This window comes from Enterococcus sp. MMGLQ5-1 (genome assembly GCF_013155265.1).
Taxonomy (GTDB): domain Bacteria; phylum Bacillota; class Bacilli; order Lactobacillales; family Streptococcaceae; genus MMGLQ5-1.
This window is the reverse complement of sequence record NZ_JABJXU010000006.1, coordinates 19,052-34,632: the sequence shown is the minus strand read 5'-3', so window position 1 is coordinate 34,632 and position 15,581 is coordinate 19,052. Positions and strand designations below refer to the sequence as shown.

Below are 15,581 nucleotides of genomic sequence, written 5' to 3'. Positions count from 1 at the left end.
GATAAGCTATTAAATTAGAGAAGGGGGTCGGATTAAAAACGACCTTTTTTGCATAATTATAAGATTTTGGTTTGACTATATGAATATTTATGCTATAATTAAGCTGTTGAAATGAATAATAATCTTTTTTGATTATTGTTAAATGTTGGGTTAAGGAGTTTTTATAATGAAAAAAATAGTTTTTGGTGCATTGATGGTATTAACAATCTCAGTAGGACTTGCTGGATGTGGCAGCTCTAGCGATAAAAAAGCATCTAGTGATGATACGACTGTGCTTGATGCAGTAAAAAAAGATGGCAAATTGACGGTTGCAACCTCAGCTGATTTTCCACCCTTTGAATTTCAAATTTTAAAGGATGGTCAAAATCAAATAGTCGGCTCTGATATCGATTTAGCACAGAAGATTGCTGACAAGCTAGGCTTAACCTTGGAAATTCAAAATTCCGATTTTAATACTGTTTTGACTTCGCTGCAGGCGGGTAAGTCAGACATTGCGATTTCAGGAATTTCAGCACAGCCTGAACGTAAGAAAACCTTTGATTTTTCAACTACATATTATCAATCTGTTAATAAAGTTGTTGTTAAGAAATCGGAATTAGCTAATTATCAAAAAATTTCTGATCTTAAGGGCGAAAATGTGGGCGCGCAAAAGGGGTCAATTCAAGAAGGCGTGGTTACTGATCAAATTAAAGATGCGAATTTGATTTCAATCGCTAAAATCCCTGCATTGATTAATGAGTTGAAAAATGATAAAATTGCAGGTCTTGTTTTAGAAGAGCCGATTGCTAAGGCTTATGTGGCTAATAACCCTGATTTAGTAATTGCTGATATTGAGCTAAAATCCTCTGAGGATGATGCCTATGCAATTGCATTACCTAAAAATTCAGGTAAATTAAAAACTGAGGTCGATTCAGTCATTAAAGAGTTAAAAGAGTCTGGTGAAATCGATCAACTTATTCAAAAGAATTTTGAATTATCACAATCACAAAATGATTAATATATTTATAAGGCTGCTATTAATGGCAGCTTTTTTCTTTTGATTTCTAATGCTTCAAATTGTCTTTTTTATTTATTGAGAACTGAAATATGGTATACTAAAAGATATGAATTTTCAGATAGTGAGCAAAAGCATGGTGTGTTAGCTTTGCTCAAAACTATTTTATTTTAAGGAGAAGCTATGAATTTTGATTTTTTACCTAAGTATTTGCCATATTTTACTGATGGTCTTGTTTTTACGGTCATTATTTCAATTTTAGTTGTAAGCTTTGGCACAATTTTTGGCGTTATTCTTGCCTTGATGAAACTCTCAAAGAATGTTATTTTAAAAGCAATTGCCAATGTCTATATTGAATTTTTCCGTGGTACACCAATGGTAGTTCAAATCATGTTTGCCTTTGTTTTAACAAAGGTTTCCCTGCCTACGGTGCATTTTGGCATTTTAAGTGTCGGCTTAGATCGTTTGGTACCTGGTATTTTGGTGATGGCAATGAACAGTGGTGCCTATGTTGCTGAAATAATTCGTGGTGGGATTCTTTCAATTAATAAAGGGCAGACCGAGGCAGCCTATTCACTTGGTCTAAAGCCCAATCTAACTCTGCGCTATGTTATTTTGCCGCAGGCAATTCGTAATATTTTACCAGCGCTTGGTAATGAATTTGTGGTAATAATTAAGGATTCTTCATTACTGTCTACAATTGGTGTAATGGAGCTTTATAACGGTACCCAAACAGTGATGAATGCGTCGTATAATCAGATTGGACCTCTATTCTTTGTTTGTATCTTGTATTTTATTTTAACTTTTGTAACGACTCGATTGATTGGTTTAGGTGAGAAGCGTTTGGGACGGGGGTATCAGCGATAATGGCAGATGCGATTTATAAAATCGAAAATTTACACAAATATTTCGGTAAAAATGAAGTTTTAAAAGGCATTTCAACTGAAATTGAACGTGGAGAGGTTGTCGTAATGATTGGACCTTCCGGTAGCGGCAAAAGCACTTTTTTACGTTCTTTGAATTTACTAGAAAGCCCAACTAAGGGACATATCTTTTTTGAGACCACAGATATCACGAATCCGAAAAATGATATTTTTAAAATGCGTGAAAAAGTGGGCATGGTTTTTCAGCAATTTAACCTCTTCCCAAATATGAACGTTTTAGATAATATTACACTTTCGCCAATAAAGGTAAAGAAAATAGCAAAAAATCAGGCAGAATCCTTAGCCTATAGCTTGCTTGAAAAAGTTGGTTTAAAGGAAAAAGCGACTGCCTATCCTCAAAGTCTATCAGGTGGGCAACAGCAGCGAATCGCCATTGCTCGCGCGCTTGCGATGCAACCAGATGTGATGCTATTTGATGAGCCAACTTCGGCCTTGGATCCAGAAATGGTTGGTGAGGTGCTTCAGGTGATGAAGGATTTAGCTAAAGAAGGGATGACAATGGTTATTGTCACACATGAAATGGGATTTGCAAAGGAAGTAGCGGATCGAGTCTTATTCATCGATGGAGGTGTCGTTGTTGAAGAGGGGACGCCATTAGCAGTATTCGACCAAACTAAAGAGGCGAGAACTAAAGATTTCCTATCAAAGGTTCTATAAATAAATAAAAAATGAAACGTCTTTTTTAATAACACTGTATTGTTACTTTACAGCGATGATAGTCATGATAAGCTATACTTATTTTCAAAAAGGGATGTTTTTATGAAGAGGAATAAAAAATGACAGCGAGTATTGATTGGATACATAGTCGATTAAAATTTGGTTCACGACCTGGCTTAGAGCGGATTGAGTATTTATTAAAACGTTTGGGGAATCCAGAAAAAGAGCTTCAAATGGTTCACGTCGCTGGAACCAATGGTAAGGGCTCAACAGCTGTTTTTTTAAGAGAAATTTTAGTGGCTTATGGTTTAAAGGTCGGTACCTTTACCTCCCCTTACATTGAGTCGTTTAATGAACGAATTGCGATTAACGGGCAATTTATTTCAAATTCTAAACTAGATAATATCGTTGAAAAAGTGCGCCAAATTGTTGAAGCAATGGATCAGGATGAGCGATTAGCAGGTATTACGGAGTTTGAAATTTTAACGGCGATTGGTTTTTATTATTTTAAGGAAGAAGCGGTTGACCTTGCAATCATTGAAGTTGGTTTGGGTGGTCTTTTTGATTCGACCAATGTTATCACACCTGTAGCTTCTATCATTACTACAATTGGGCTGGATCATCAGGATATTCTTGGTCAATCGATTGAAGCAATTGCCTTTCAAAAGGCAGGCATTATCAAAACGCGGCGTCCGGTTGTCCTAGGGCGAATTAGTGAGGCTGCAAAGACTGTGATTAAAGCTGTAGCTCAGGAAAAGGAAAGTCCAGTTATCGAATTGCAGACCGATTATCGTTTTGAAATAAAGGCAAAGCAAGAGCTGTCATATTTCGGTTCTAAAATTAAGGCCGATTTTAAAATTAGCTTATCAGGAAAATATCAATTAGATAATGCTGCTGTGGCGCTAGCTACCTTTGAAATATTAGCAGCCAAGCTAAGCTTATTAATTGATAATCAATTAATTCAGCAAGGTCTGATAAATGCGCATTGGCCAGCTAGAATGGAAAAAATAGGCGATTTTATTTTAGATGGCGCTCACAATCCACACGCTATTAATCGTTTGGTTGATGAATTTATGAATGACAAGCGAACAGTTCATATTTTATTTTCAGCAATTCAAACTAAGGATTATCAACAAATGATTCAACAGCTTTTAACCATTCCTAATGTTGATCTAGCTGTCACCACCTTTGCTTATCCGAATGCAATTGAATTAACTGATATTGAGCTACCGATGGGGGTTGGCATTGTTCAGGCTTGGCAGGATTATATTAAGCAACCCCGAAAGTCAGAGGATTTATATTTAATAACGGGCTCTCTCTATTTTTTATCGCAGGTAAGAGCGGTATTGTTAGAATATTAAAATAAACGACTTGCCCCAAATGGACAGATGGCTTATAATTTGAGTATTAATTAAATGAAGAAGGAAAAAAAGAATGTTTTTAGGCGTAAAGGTTGACCGCATTACGATGCCAAGTGGCATGACAAAAGGTAAGGCTTATATGAGAGGCATCGATAATATGCATATTCGCTTTCAGCAAAATAACAATCAAATTATAATTGATGAATATTTTTATTATGATGATGGTTCTGAAAAAACTGACTTACCAAAGGATGCTGGGTTATATCAAGAAATACTAACGGAGTTGAGTCGGAATTATTTTGAAAAATGAGAAGGAAGGCTACGAAAATGGGTACTGAAATTCCTAGGAATGGTGGCGAGTTTTCACGATATATTGAAAAGCTCAAGGGACAGTATTTGGAAAAGAAGCATGAATCAGAAAATAGGCTTTCGAGAGAGGCACAAGAAAAATTGGCTAAGCGTAGACAATTATTTGATACAATGACCATTTCTGCTCGTGATAAGGAAAGAATGAAACGTGAAATGTGTCGCCTTGAGGCTAAGCGAATTCAATGTGATTTAGAAGGTAGAAATAACGAAGAGCATGTTTTATTAAGTAGAATTGAACAAAAGAAGGCAATTTTTAGGCAAAAGTATGGCAAGTAATTAGTGATTGGTTGATGTTAGTTCTATATTTGTGGATAAAATCATGGTATTCTCTAAAGTATTATTGAATTGCCATGATTTTTCTATTTATATAAATAATAATTGTTATTTTTTGGTTATGAGCTAGCAATCAAATATTTTTAAAGACATTGAAAAAAAGGGGGAATTTCATGGCACATTTAATCTTATATTTGATTATTTTTTTTATTACAATTCTTTTTTCAAATATTTTGAATAAAGTATTTCCCAAAATTCCTTTACCCTTAATCCAAATAATATTTGGTGTGATCTTAGGGATGTTAGGCGCTGGCGATGTTATCCATATGAATTCAGAGGTATTTTTAGCTTTGATTATTGCACCGCTATTATTTAGGGATGCTGAAATTGCTGACATCTCTTTTATCCTTAAACATTGGAAGATTGTTTTTTATTTAGTGATTCCTGTTGTCTTTATTTCGGTTTTTGTAATGGGAGGGATGATTCATCAATTGTTACCAGCAATTCCGTTTGCGGCCTGCTTTGCTGTTGGTGCTGCTCTTGGTCCTACTGATGCAGTTGCAGTAGAATCTGTTGGTTCAAGATTTGAATTTCCAAAACGTGTCAAAAATATTTTAAAAGGTGAAGGGCTGGTTAATGATGCCTCAGGAATCATTGCCTTTCAATTTGCAATCGCAACCTTAACCACAGGCTATTTTTCAATTTTTGATGCCACCTGGCAACTGTTGGTAACAGTTGCTGGCGGTGTGCTTATTGGTTTAGTTACCGCTTGGGTTTCTAAAAGTCTAACGACGCTTTTAGAGGAAATGGATGCTCATGATTCAACGGGCTACCTATTATTAGAGCTGCTATTACCCTTTGTTTCTTTTTTCATTGCTGAAGAATTTCATGTTTCAGGCATTATTGCAGCTGTAGTTGCAGGGGTTTCTCAAAGTTCTCGCTTTAAAAAAATTAGTCTTTTTGATGCGAAAGTTGATGTTATTACTAATTCTTTTTGGAATATGATTGCTTTTATTTTGAATGCCGTAGTGTTTGTATTATTTGGCTTAGAAATGTCAAGAATTGTTATTCCAACCCTTCAAAGTCCTGCTTATTCTAATTTATTTTTATTGTCAACGATTGTAATTGTTACAATTGTGCTATTTTGTACGAGATTTGTTTTGATTGGCTTATTTTATAAAATAATCAGTATGCGTCGTAAGCAGCCCTTTAGTCGATATATGAATGATATTTTACTACTGACCTTTAGTGGTGTTAAAGGAACAGTTAGTATTGCAACAATTTTATTGACACCAGCTACCTTTAATGAGGGACAATTTGTATTTTGGCATCGTTCAATTATGTTATTTATTGTATCAGGTGTTACTTTACTAAGCTTTTTAGTAGGCGTAATTGTCCTGCCATTATTGTCAGAGGCCAAAGAAACCAAGCGCAATCATATTATGGAAATTGCTTTGCTAGAAGAGGTTGCTCAGCTATTGGGAGAAGAAGCTAAGATGCGTAAGGATCCAAAGGCTATGTACGCAACAATTGATAATTATCGAGGTCGAATACAGGATTTAATTGTCGATCAAGAGGGCTCCATGATGAAAAGTGATTTTAATGAGCTACGTGTACTGATTTTGAGAATCGAGGTTGAGGGCTTAGAAGAAATATATAAGCAAAAGCAAATTGATGATGCCAGCTACAAAATTTATCAGCGTTATATCAAGGAAATGGAGCGCTTTATTGTCCATAAATTTGTTTCAACCGTCGCCTTTACGCTTGTCATTGTTAAGCGAGCGTTGCGTGCCTTTTTACATCAGTTGGTAACTTTAAAAATATCTGAGGGATATGATCAAAAACGTATTTATTTGAGTGAAGCACAAAAAAAATCATTACGCTTTGTTTATTTAAATAATACCGAATATGTTCTTGAGGCCTTGGAAAATCTGGAAGGTGTCTATGATCCAAAGCTAATTGATTATCTGCAGGCTGAAAGAATTCGCCAAGCCGAGCTATTACACGAGCGTTCTTTTATTGATCGGGTGATTCAGAGGTATCGACCAGTCAATATTGAAGAGATGATGCGCGGCTATTATCTTGAACGAAAACTAATTTTTGAATACGAGGCAAAAGGCTTGTTTACACATTTGCAGGCCAAGGAGCTACGACAAAATGTTAATGCGCTAGAAAATTATTCCCTAAAAGACAATTATAATAACCTGCCTTATGAATTTTTTGATTATCTAAGACATCATTCAGGCTGATACACCTTTCTGTGTATTAGAATTAGTCACCTTATGGTGATTTCAGAATCTAGACAGATGCCTGAAATATAACCGAACGTTTGTCTATATGCTGTGGCAGCACATTTTGTGCTGCTTTTTTGCGTTGCCAAAGACTGCCTTGAGTGTTGTTGTTTTAATGTGAAATCGTTCTTGTTTCCGGTGAACAATTCCACAAACAGGATTTAGGTGCCTTTTTTTGTAGGGTCAAAAAGATAAAGCATACCCTAAAAGTATACTTTGTCTATATTTTGTAATCACCATAGAGTGACTTGTATTTGCAGCCAACATCCTGTGTTTAAAAATTTCATTTTTTTATAAAATAATCAGTATAATCAGTTAGGTTAAAATTAAGTATAGTTTATTGTTTTTTTATTAAAAATAAATTAACAAAGGGCTGTCAAATTCAAAGAAATAATATAAATAAAACTAAGCAAAATCGTTGGGAATATGCTAATATTCTAATTGTAAAGCCAATTTATTAGGAGGTTATTATGCAATTATCGAAAGAACAATTCACTTCTGATTTTAAAAAGACGTTACATGAGACCTATGCAATTGAAACACGTGATGCTAATAATGAACAGCTTTTTATTGCGCTTGCTGAAACGGTCAAGGCTTATATCTCTGCTAGTTGGCGAGAAGAACGCGAAGCGAGAAGTTTAGAACGCTTCAAGATTGCCTATTATTTTTCAATTGAATTTTTACCTGGCAAAATGTTAAAAAGTAATTTATTAAATTTAGGTATTTTAGAAACAGTTAGAGACAGTATTCAATCACTTGATTTAGAATTTGACGATATTGCAAAAACGGAAAAAGATATGGCGCTCGGTAACGGCGGCTTAGGAAGATTAGCTTCTTGCTTTATGGATTCTTTAGCGAGTTGTGCGTTACCCGGATTTGGTAATGGCATTCGTTATCAATACGGTTTATTTAAACAAAAATTTGTCAATGGTTATCAAGTGGAATTACCTGATGCTTGGCTTGAATCAAATGATGCCTGGGAGGTTAAAAAACTCCACCAAGCAGTGAATGTCAATTTATTTGGTCATGTCTATCTTAAACCGGTCAAAGCAGGCTCTGAAGAACTAGTGCCTGTTTATGAAAATCCAACAGTTGTTCGAGCTGTACCCTACGACACGGCAATGGTTGGTTATCAGAATGATGTAATTAATAATTTACGTCTTTGGGATGTGGAAATTCCAGAAGAGGAGGAACAAAACTATCATTCAATTGAGGATCGGCGTAAAATTCAAGATATTACGAGTATTTTATATCCAGACGATTCGACTTATGAGGGTCGCAAGCTGCGTTTGGTACAGGAGTATTTCTTTGTTTCAGCAGGAATTCAATCCATTGTCAGAGATTATTTAACAAAGGATTTACCTTTAAAACGTTTTGCTGAAAAAGTGGCCATTCACATTAATGATACACACCCAGCGCTCTCAGTTGCTGAATTAATGCGTATTCTAGTTGATGAACAAAAAATGGCTTGGGATGCTGCATGGCAGGTGACAGTAGCAACGATGAGCTATACAAACCATACCATTATGCAGGAGGCTTTGGAAAAATGGCCGATGGATATGCTAATTACCGTAATACCGAGGATTTATCAGATTATTGCTGAAATTGATGCTCGATTTGTTAAAAATTGGCAGGGAAAAGTTGAGGATAGTTTAATTTGGCGGACAAAAATTATTCAAAACGATCAAGTTCATATGGCAAACCTAGCAATTATAGGTTCACACTCTACTAACGGTGTGGCCAAAATTCATTCAGATTTATTGACTAATGTCGTTTTGCATGATTTTTATCTCCTTTACCCTGAGCGTTTTAATAATAAAACGAATGGAATTGCTTTAAGACGCTGGCTTCAGCTAGCGAATGAGCCCTTGTCAAATTTATTAGACGAGACGATCGGTAATAGCTGGCGCTTTGATCATCATCAGCTCGCAAAATTAGCAGATTATCAGGCCGACCCAATCGTTTTAAGTGATTTAGCGGCAGTGAAATTAAAAAATAAAACAAAATTAGCACGATATATTTTCGAAATAACAGGCATCACTGTTAATCCTCACGCCATTTTTGATGTTCAGGTTAAAAGGCTTCATGCCTATAAGCGTCAATTATTGAATTTAATGCATATTGTAAAGCTATACCAAGATTTAAAGGCGAATCCAGATTTAAATATTGTACCCCGTGTCTTTATTTTTGGTGCTAAGGCCGCACCTAGCTATTACTTTGCTAAATCGGTGATTAAGGTGATTAATGAAGTTGCTAATTTAATCAATCAGGATGAAGGCATAAATGATAAGCTTAAGGTCATTTTTTTAGAAAATTATAATGTCAGCTTGGCAGAGCTCATTATCCCCGCGGCTGATATTAGCGAGCAAATTTCCTTAGCTTCTAAAGAGGCCTCTGGTACCTCTAATATGAAGCTGATGGCAAATGGAGCGATTACTGTTGCTACCCTAGATGGTGCGAATATTGAAATAAAAGATGCTGTCGGTGATGAAAATATTATTATCTTTGGCTTAGATAAAGATGAGGTTTATCGTCTATACGGTGAGAAAAATTACCATGCCTGGTCTGTTTACAATGATCACCCAGACGTAAAACGGGTTGTTGATGCTTTTATTGATGGGAGCATTCCAAATATTCACCGCGAGGGTCAGGAAATCTATGATTCACTAATTAAATATAATGATGAATACTTTGTTTTGCTTGATTTTCTTCCTTATGTTGAGGCGCAGGAAAAAATTAATGTGCTTTATCAAGATGAGCTTGCTTGGCAGAGGGCAAGCCTAATTAACATTGCGAGTGGTGGTAAATTTTCTAGTGATGACACGATTAAAAAGTATGCTGATGAAATTTGGCATATTAAGCCAACCAGTGATTAATAAACGTAAAGCATCCCCCTTGAAGCCTTTAACTGCTTCAAGGGGGATGCTTTTAGTATATCTGCTTTTAAATTAGCTTGATTTTTTTCTTTGCTTTCGACTAATAACACTAATTTTTTTAAAAACACCAACTAATAATAATATAAAGATAAAAATTAATGCGATACTGGCTCCAGGCGGCGTCTCTAAGTAATAAGAGGTGAAAAGACCGCTCATCATTCCGATAAGTCCTACAAGAATCCCTGCGACAATGACTACCTTAAAGCTGCGTCCGATACGCATCGCAATTGTTGCAGGTAATACCATGATAGCACTAACTAGTAGAGCACCTGCAATTGGAATCATGATAGCGATTGCTACCCCGGTTATGATATTAAAAATAATTGAGATTAATGTGGTTGGTAAACCGTCGACATAGGCTGTATCCTCATCAAAAGTCAGAACGTACATTGGACGTCTAAAGAAGAAGAATAGGATATAGACTAATAGCAATAGTCCAAATAAGATATAGACCTGTGGCCAAGATATTGTCACAATTGAGCCAAATAGGTACTGCTGGATACTGGTTGAGCTGGTACCCTTGCTTAAGTTCATTAAGACTAACGCACCAGCCAGCCCACCGCTCATCAGGATAGCTGTTGAGACCTCTGAATAGGTTCGATAGACCGTTCTTAGATACTCTAAGGCAACTGCAGCCAGAATCACAATTAAAATTGTAGAGATATCTGGGTTTATGCCTAAAAATAAGCCGAGTGCTACACCAAGTAAGGAAACATGAGAAAGCGTGTCGCTTAGGAGGCTTTGCCTTCTGAGCACTAAAAAGATACCAAGTAGTGGTGCGAAAAGCGAAATCGCAAATGAGGATAATAGGGCACGAATCATAAATTCATAATTAAAAATGGACATCATTTGCCTCCTCTGTATGCACCTGGAAGCATCGCCAAGGTGTATTTTGTTTGCGGACCAGATGGATATGACGATCAAAGTAGCCTTTTAAATCTTCGTGATCGTGAGTAATCATTAAGATTGCCTTATCATGCTGATGCGCATTATGCTGCATTAATTCGTAGAAGGCATGACGGCTTTTTTCGTCCATCCCAGTAGTGGGCTCATCTAAAATAAATAAATCTGGATCAGAGACAAAAACTCTGGCTAAGGAAACACGTTGCTTTTGTCCCCCAGACAACTCACCAATTTTTTTAAAACGCATTTCCCACATATCAACTGCCTTAAGTGCTTTTTCTACATGGTCTAAATCATGCTGAGTAAGGGGTTTAAACCAGCGTCCTCTTGGATAGCGTCCACTTTTGACGAGCTCTAATACAGTGCTAGGAAAACCAGCGTTAAAGGAAGCAACCTGTTGCGGAATGTAGCCGATGCGTAAAGGCTTTCCTTGACTATTTATTTTAGAAAGCGTGACTGTACCAGCTTCAGGCTTTAATAGTCCTAGGGTGGCTTTGATAAGTGTTGATTTTGCTGCACCATTTTCACCGGTTAATATGACAAATTCACCATTATCGATATGATAGGTAATATTTTCTAAGACAGGCTCATCATCATAATAAAAGCTTAGATTTTGAACATCAATATAATGCATAATTCACATCCCTTTATACTTTTTTAAATCAGAATCATTACAATTTAACTATATTATTTTAACACGACTAAAAAAGAATACAAGTAAAATGTATTCTTTTTTATAATGTTCTAACCAGATAAACCTCTTCACAGAATCCGTTGATGCTGTTGAAAACTCGTCGTGCTCTGGACTCTTGCCTGCAAAGTGCAAAAACCGTGGGGCCACTGCCACTCATCAGCACACCATCAGCACCATAGCAGCTTAATTTTGATTTAATTTTTTCAATAATTGGGTATTGAGAAATTGTAATTGCTTCAAGTGAATTTCCGATTAAGTTTGGTACCTCTTGATAATTATTTGTTTCAATTGCCAGCTTAATTGCTGAAATATCGGGGTGCTGGATGGTTGCTAGGTTGACCTGGTTGAAGATGCTTGGTGTTGAAACGCTCATTTGAGGTTTGACGAGCACTACCCAAAACCCTTGAAATTTTGGTAATAATTGAATATTTTCACCACGCCCAGTCACATAAGCTGTTTGCGAATAGACACAATACGGCACATCACTCCCCAGCTGCTCGCCAAGCTTCGCTAAGCTTTTAAAATCTAGCTTGAGCTGCCAGAGATTATTTAGACCACGAAGTGTTGCTGCGCAGTCACTAGAGCCACCAGCCAAGCCAGCGGCGACAGGGATAACTTTATCAATGTTAATATGAACGCCTTGCTTAATATTGAATTGTTTTTTTAATAATTCAGCTGCCTGAAAAACTAGATTTTTTTTACCTGTTGGCAAGAAAGGAACATTGGAGGTAATCGTAATTTGATCTGTATCATTAGTCGTGAAAGTTAGTGTATCTGAGAGATCAATGCTTGTCATAATCATTTCGAGCTCGTGAAAGCCGTCTTTTCGCTTGGCGACCACATCTAGTCCTAAATTAATTTTAGCTGGTGCTTTTTCAATCCATTCCATAGAAAATGTTACTCCAATTCCGAATTATATATGATTAGTTGAAAGATAATTTTGATTTGCTTAATTATACCTTACTTACTATAACAAATTATTTAATTTTTAAAAAGCTTATCTGATTTATTTGAGCTGGAATAATTAATTGAACATTAAAGTAAAAAATAAAGCCGAAATAGCGTATAATAACAATGAGGTGTATTTTATATGAAAATAAAACGTAGTGAACGAATGATTGATATGACCTATTATCTAATTAATCATCCACACGAATTGGTTTCACTTTCTTTTTTTGCTGAAAAATATGATTCTGCCAAATCAAGTATGTCTGAGGATTTAGCAATTATTAAAAAAAGATTTGATGCACAGGGTGTTGGTGACCTTTTAACAATACCTGGTGCAGCAGGTGGTGTAAAATTTGTCCCTAAATTAAGTCAGGCAGATGCACTTAGAAAAGTTAAGAGAATTGCAACGATGCTCTCCGAAAGTAATCGCCTTTTACCAGGCGGGTATGTTTATTTATCTGATCTACTGGGCAATCCATATATTTTAAAAGCGATTGGTCAAATTATTGCTTCAAAGTATGCGGATGAAAAAATTGATGCAGTAATGACCATTGCAACAAAGGGCGTTCCAATCGCCCAGTCGGTTGCCTCTTATTTAAATGTTCCTTTTGTAATTGTGAGGCGTGACTCCAAAATTACTGAAGGCCCAACTGTCTCGGTTAATTATGTTTCAGGCTCAAGTGAGCGCATTGAGAAAATGGCTCTTTCTAAGCGTAGCTTAAGACGCGGCAGTAGAGTCTTAGTTGTAGATGACTTTATGAAAGGGGGCGGTACACTGAATGGTATGAAATCGCTGGTTGAAGAATTTGAAGCTGAATTAGTTGGCATTACAGTCTTTGCCGAAGGGAAATTTAATGGCGAGCGTCAAATTTCTGATTATAATTCGTTGCTTTTTGTCAGTGATGTTGATTTAAAAACTAAAACGATTACAGTTGTACCGGGCAATTTATTCAATGAAAATTGAGCAATTTTTAACGATTTTTCCAACTGCTAGGGCAGGTGCCACTGGTCCTGAATATTTTTCAGTTGAATTAGAACAACAAATTTTTGGGATTAAGGCTGATGAGCTAACTATACGGGAAAAAGATATTTTATCCGTTTTTTTACCTGTTGGTGATGCTCAGCTGCCGACGAATCTATGGCTAAAAAAATTAAATGATCAGCATTTTAACAACCAATCCAAGTTTCGACTGATTCAGTTTGTTATTAATCAAGCAACGAATCAATCAGATTTTATAGCCAGTATTAAGCTGCTTGTCCCTAATGTCGATTCCGTTTTTTTTATTGATGAGTATCAAGGATTAATTGTTGAAACCTTTCAAGCCAATCATTTGACCTTAGAAGAGTTGGAGGATATTTTTCAAGCGATGGGCATTGACTTCGCTTTAGAAATTAGAGCCTATGCTGGTATATTTATCGACCAGCACCAATACCAGCCGATGTTTTATCAGGTGGAGGCTGAATATTTTTCTGATTTAAGAAGCCAACGTAAAAAGCGGAGCGTTGTAACCTTTGCGGATTATTTTTTGAGTCATTTGCAGCTGTTTGATTTTACCAGTCCAATTGCCGCTTATTTAGCGGGGAAATTAATTGCCGATGAAGACTTATCAGCATTAATTATCGCACTATGGGAAAGTGAAAATTCATTAAGCTTAACGAGTCAGAATTTGTTTATTCACCGTAATACCTTACAGTATAAATTAAAAAAGTTTCAAGAAGAATTTGGTTTTTCATTGAAAAGCTTGCGTGAATTGGCCATGACATATTTATTGATTATTAATCAATAAGATAATTAATTTATAAAATTTCATTGCTAATTTTACTCGTTAAAAAAAATAGAGATTGGGTATATTCCCAATCTCTATTTTTTTATTATTCAACAATTCTAACTTCTGTATCCTTATCGAAGAAATGTCCCTTGTTTGTATTAAAGACTAGCTCAACGACTTCGCCTGGCTGATGGAAGTCTCTTGCATCAACCTTAGAGATAAATTCAGTTTGACCAACGCGAGAATAAAGCATTGTTTCAGCACCTAAAAGCTCAGAAACAACAACCTCTGCTGTAACCTTGGCTTGAGGGAAGACATCTTTTACAATATTTTCTGCTGAAATATCTTCTGGGCGAATACCGAAGATTAAGTCTTTACCATTGTAGCCCTTATCGTTTAGTAATTTCTTTTGACCCTCTGGAATTTCAATGCGAAGGCCTTCGTTATTTGAGATGATACCATCCTTGTAGTTAACATTGAAGAAGTTCATAGCAGGGCTACCAATAAAGCCAGCAACAAATTTATTGACAGGCTCGTTATAAAGCTCTTTTGGCGTTCCGATTTGCTCAATACGACCAGTTGTACCTTCCTCGGTTTTAGTTGAGCTCATAATAACAATACGGTCTGCTAATGTCATAGCTTCAGTTTGGTCATGCGTTACATAAATTGTAGTTGCGCCAATTCGACGATGAATTTTAGCAATTTCGGCACGCATTGAAACACGAAGTTTGGCATCTAAGTTAGATAATGGTTCATCCATTAAGAAAACCTTAGCATCACGTACGATTGCACGACCCATTGCTACCCGTTGACGTTGACCACCGGACATATCTGCTGGTTTACGTTTTAATAATTCTGTTAGACCAAGAATTTTAGCAGCATCTTCAACACGTTGTTTAATTTCTTCTTTGGGATATTTACGTAATTTCAATCCAAATGCCATATTGTCAAAAACGGTCATATGTGGATAAAGTGCGTAGTTCTGGAAAACCATGGCAATGTCACGATCCTTTGGTGCAACATCATTCATTAATTTATCGCCAATATAAAATTCACCAGCTGTAATATCTTCTAAACCAGCAATCATGCGGAGTGTAGTTGATTTACCGCAACCTGAAGGGCCTACGAATACGATAAATTCTTTATCTTTAATATCAATTGTAAAATCGTCAACTGCTTTTAATTTTGCATTTGGATAAATTTTGTCAACGTGTGTTAATTTCATCTCTACCATTTAGATTTCCTCTTTTCATTTATTTAACATTTATAAGTATAAGCCTAGTGTAATGAAAACGGTTTCTAAAAGATAGGAAACGCTTGCACAAAATATTTTTAATTTTTTGTTCAACTTGACTAAAAATGATAATTATACAGCAATCAATTCTGTGATACAATAAAACGTAGAATATTATTTTAATTAGTATTATTAATTGATGAATAAA

General features: G+C 35.9%; 14 protein-coding genes. 10 read left to right on the top strand and 4 right to left on the bottom strand.

Annotation, left to right across the window (positions count from 1 at the left end):
• Nucleotides 1-166: 166 nt before the first annotated feature.
• From HOY35_RS07475 to HOY35_RS07440, 8 genes are all read left to right on the top strand, one after another.
• A complete protein-coding gene (locus HOY35_RS07475; protein WP_172212154.1) occupies nucleotides 167-997 on the top strand; it encodes a transporter substrate-binding domain-containing protein in 831 nt (276 codons plus the stop codon).
• Between the two features lie 180 nt (nucleotides 998-1,177).
• Nucleotides 1,178-1,861: an amino acid ABC transporter permease gene (locus tag HOY35_RS07470; protein WP_172212156.1), complete on the top strand. Its 684-nt coding sequence runs from the start codon at nucleotides 1,178-1,180 to the stop codon at nucleotides 1,859-1,861.
• Entirely contained in the window at nucleotides 1,861-2,595 is a 735-nt protein-coding gene (locus HOY35_RS07465) for an amino acid ABC transporter ATP-binding protein (protein ID WP_172212158.1), read from the top strand. The genes HOY35_RS07470 and HOY35_RS07465 overlap by 1 nt, the downstream gene beginning before the upstream one ends.
• A 119-nt stretch (nucleotides 2,596-2,714) precedes the next feature.
• A complete protein-coding gene (locus tag HOY35_RS07460; RefSeq protein ID WP_172212160.1) occupies nucleotides 2,715-3,956 on the top strand; it encodes a folylpolyglutamate synthase/dihydrofolate synthase family protein in 1,242 nt (413 codons plus the stop codon).
• Nucleotides 3,957-4,029: 73 nt separating this feature from the next.
• Nucleotides 4,030-4,266 (top strand): hypothetical protein, encoded by a 237-nt coding sequence (locus tag HOY35_RS07455; RefSeq protein WP_172212162.1) that lies wholly within the window; start codon nucleotides 4,030-4,032, stop codon nucleotides 4,264-4,266.
• Between the two features lie 17 nt (nucleotides 4,267-4,283).
• Complete coding sequence (locus HOY35_RS07450) at nucleotides 4,284-4,601, top strand: hypothetical protein (RefSeq protein WP_172212164.1); 318 nt, start codon at nucleotides 4,284-4,286, stop codon at nucleotides 4,599-4,601.
• Nucleotides 4,602-4,771: 170 nt separating this feature from the next.
• On the top strand, nucleotides 4,772-6,847 hold the full coding sequence (locus HOY35_RS07445; RefSeq protein ID WP_172212166.1) for a sodium:proton antiporter: 2,076 nt from the start codon (nucleotides 4,772-4,774) through the stop codon (nucleotides 6,845-6,847).
• A 512-nt stretch (nucleotides 6,848-7,359) separates the two neighbouring features.
• A complete protein-coding gene (locus HOY35_RS07440) occupies nucleotides 7,360-9,765 on the top strand; it encodes a glycogen/starch/alpha-glucan phosphorylase (protein WP_172212168.1) in 2,406 nt (801 codons plus the stop codon).
• A 72-nt stretch (nucleotides 9,766-9,837) separates the two neighbouring features.
• Here the strand turns inward: HOY35_RS07440 and HOY35_RS07435 are convergent, their stop codons facing one another.
• The 3 genes from HOY35_RS07435 to ispE form a co-directional block, all read right to left on the bottom strand.
• Nucleotides 9,838-10,671 carry a metal ABC transporter permease gene (locus HOY35_RS07435; protein WP_172212170.1) on the bottom strand — a complete coding sequence of 278 codons (834 nt, stop codon included), beginning with the start codon at nucleotides 10,669-10,671 and terminating at the stop codon, nucleotides 9,838-9,840.
• A complete protein-coding gene (locus HOY35_RS07430) occupies nucleotides 10,658-11,362 on the bottom strand; it encodes a metal ABC transporter ATP-binding protein (protein WP_172212172.1) in 705 nt (234 codons plus the stop codon). The genes HOY35_RS07435 and HOY35_RS07430 overlap by 14 nt, the downstream gene beginning before the upstream one ends.
• A gap of 100 nt (nucleotides 11,363-11,462) precedes the next feature.
• A complete protein-coding gene (ispE, locus tag HOY35_RS07425; protein WP_172212173.1) occupies nucleotides 11,463-12,311 on the bottom strand; it encodes a 4-(cytidine 5'-diphospho)-2-C-methyl-D-erythritol kinase in 849 nt (282 codons plus the stop codon).
• A 201-nt stretch (nucleotides 12,312-12,512) separates the two neighbouring features.
• Here ispE and purR point away from each other — a divergent pair, with 201 nt between their 5' ends.
• Both purR and HOY35_RS07415 read left to right on the top strand, forming a co-directional pair.
• The gene (purR, locus tag HOY35_RS07420) at nucleotides 12,513-13,334 is read left to right on the top strand and encodes a pur operon repressor (protein ID WP_172212175.1); all 822 of its coding nucleotides are present in this window, start codon (nucleotides 12,513-12,515) and stop codon (nucleotides 13,332-13,334) included.
• Nucleotides 13,324-14,157 (top strand): helix-turn-helix domain-containing protein, encoded by an 834-nt coding sequence (locus tag HOY35_RS07415; protein WP_172212177.1) that lies wholly within the window; start codon nucleotides 13,324-13,326, stop codon nucleotides 14,155-14,157. Before purR ends, HOY35_RS07415 begins: the two co-directional genes overlap by 11 nt.
• 85 nt (nucleotides 14,158-14,242) lie before the next feature.
• On the opposite strand, the gene HOY35_RS07410 is transcribed toward HOY35_RS07415, so the two are convergent.
• Nucleotides 14,243-15,373, bottom strand: coding sequence for an ABC transporter ATP-binding protein (locus tag HOY35_RS07410; protein ID WP_172212179.1), 1,131 nt, complete (start codon nucleotides 15,371-15,373; stop codon nucleotides 14,243-14,245).
• Nucleotides 15,374-15,581: the final 208 nt, after the last annotated feature.

Bases quoted from the DNA above. Each gene is read 5' to 3' on its own strand.
- HOY35_RS07475 (WP_172212154.1), top strand. From the start codon at position 167: ATGAAAAAAATAGTTTTTGGTGCATTGATGGTATTAACAATCTCAGTA.
- HOY35_RS07470 (WP_172212156.1), top strand. From the start codon at position 1,178: ATGAATTTTGATTTTTTACCTAAGTATTTGCCATATTTTACTGATGGT.
- HOY35_RS07465 (WP_172212158.1), top strand. From the start codon at position 1,861: ATGGCAGATGCGATTTATAAAATCGAAAATTTACACAAATATTTCGGT.
- HOY35_RS07460 (WP_172212160.1), top strand. From the start codon at position 2,715: ATGACAGCGAGTATTGATTGGATACATAGTCGATTAAAATTTGGTTCA.
- HOY35_RS07455 (WP_172212162.1), top strand. From the start codon at position 4,030: ATGTTTTTAGGCGTAAAGGTTGACCGCATTACGATGCCAAGTGGCATG.
- HOY35_RS07450 (WP_172212164.1), top strand. From the start codon at position 4,284: ATGGGTACTGAAATTCCTAGGAATGGTGGCGAGTTTTCACGATATATT.
- HOY35_RS07445 (WP_172212166.1), top strand. From the start codon at position 4,772: ATGGCACATTTAATCTTATATTTGATTATTTTTTTTATTACAATTCTT.
- HOY35_RS07440 (WP_172212168.1), top strand. From the start codon at position 7,360: ATGCAATTATCGAAAGAACAATTCACTTCTGATTTTAAAAAGACGTTA.
- HOY35_RS07435 (WP_172212170.1), bottom strand. From the start codon at position 10,671: ATGTCCATTTTTAATTATGAATTTATGATTCGTGCCCTATTATCCTCA.
- HOY35_RS07430 (WP_172212172.1), bottom strand. From the start codon at position 11,362: ATGCATTATATTGATGTTCAAAATCTAAGCTTTTATTATGATGATGAG.
- ispE (WP_172212173.1), bottom strand. From the start codon at position 12,311: ATGGAATGGATTGAAAAAGCACCAGCTAAAATTAATTTAGGACTAGAT.
- purR (WP_172212175.1), top strand. From the start codon at position 12,513: ATGAAAATAAAACGTAGTGAACGAATGATTGATATGACCTATTATCTA.
- HOY35_RS07415 (WP_172212177.1), top strand. From the start codon at position 13,324: ATGAAAATTGAGCAATTTTTAACGATTTTTCCAACTGCTAGGGCAGGT.
- HOY35_RS07410 (WP_172212179.1), bottom strand. From the start codon at position 15,373: ATGGTAGAGATGAAATTAACACACGTTGACAAAATTTATCCAAATGCA.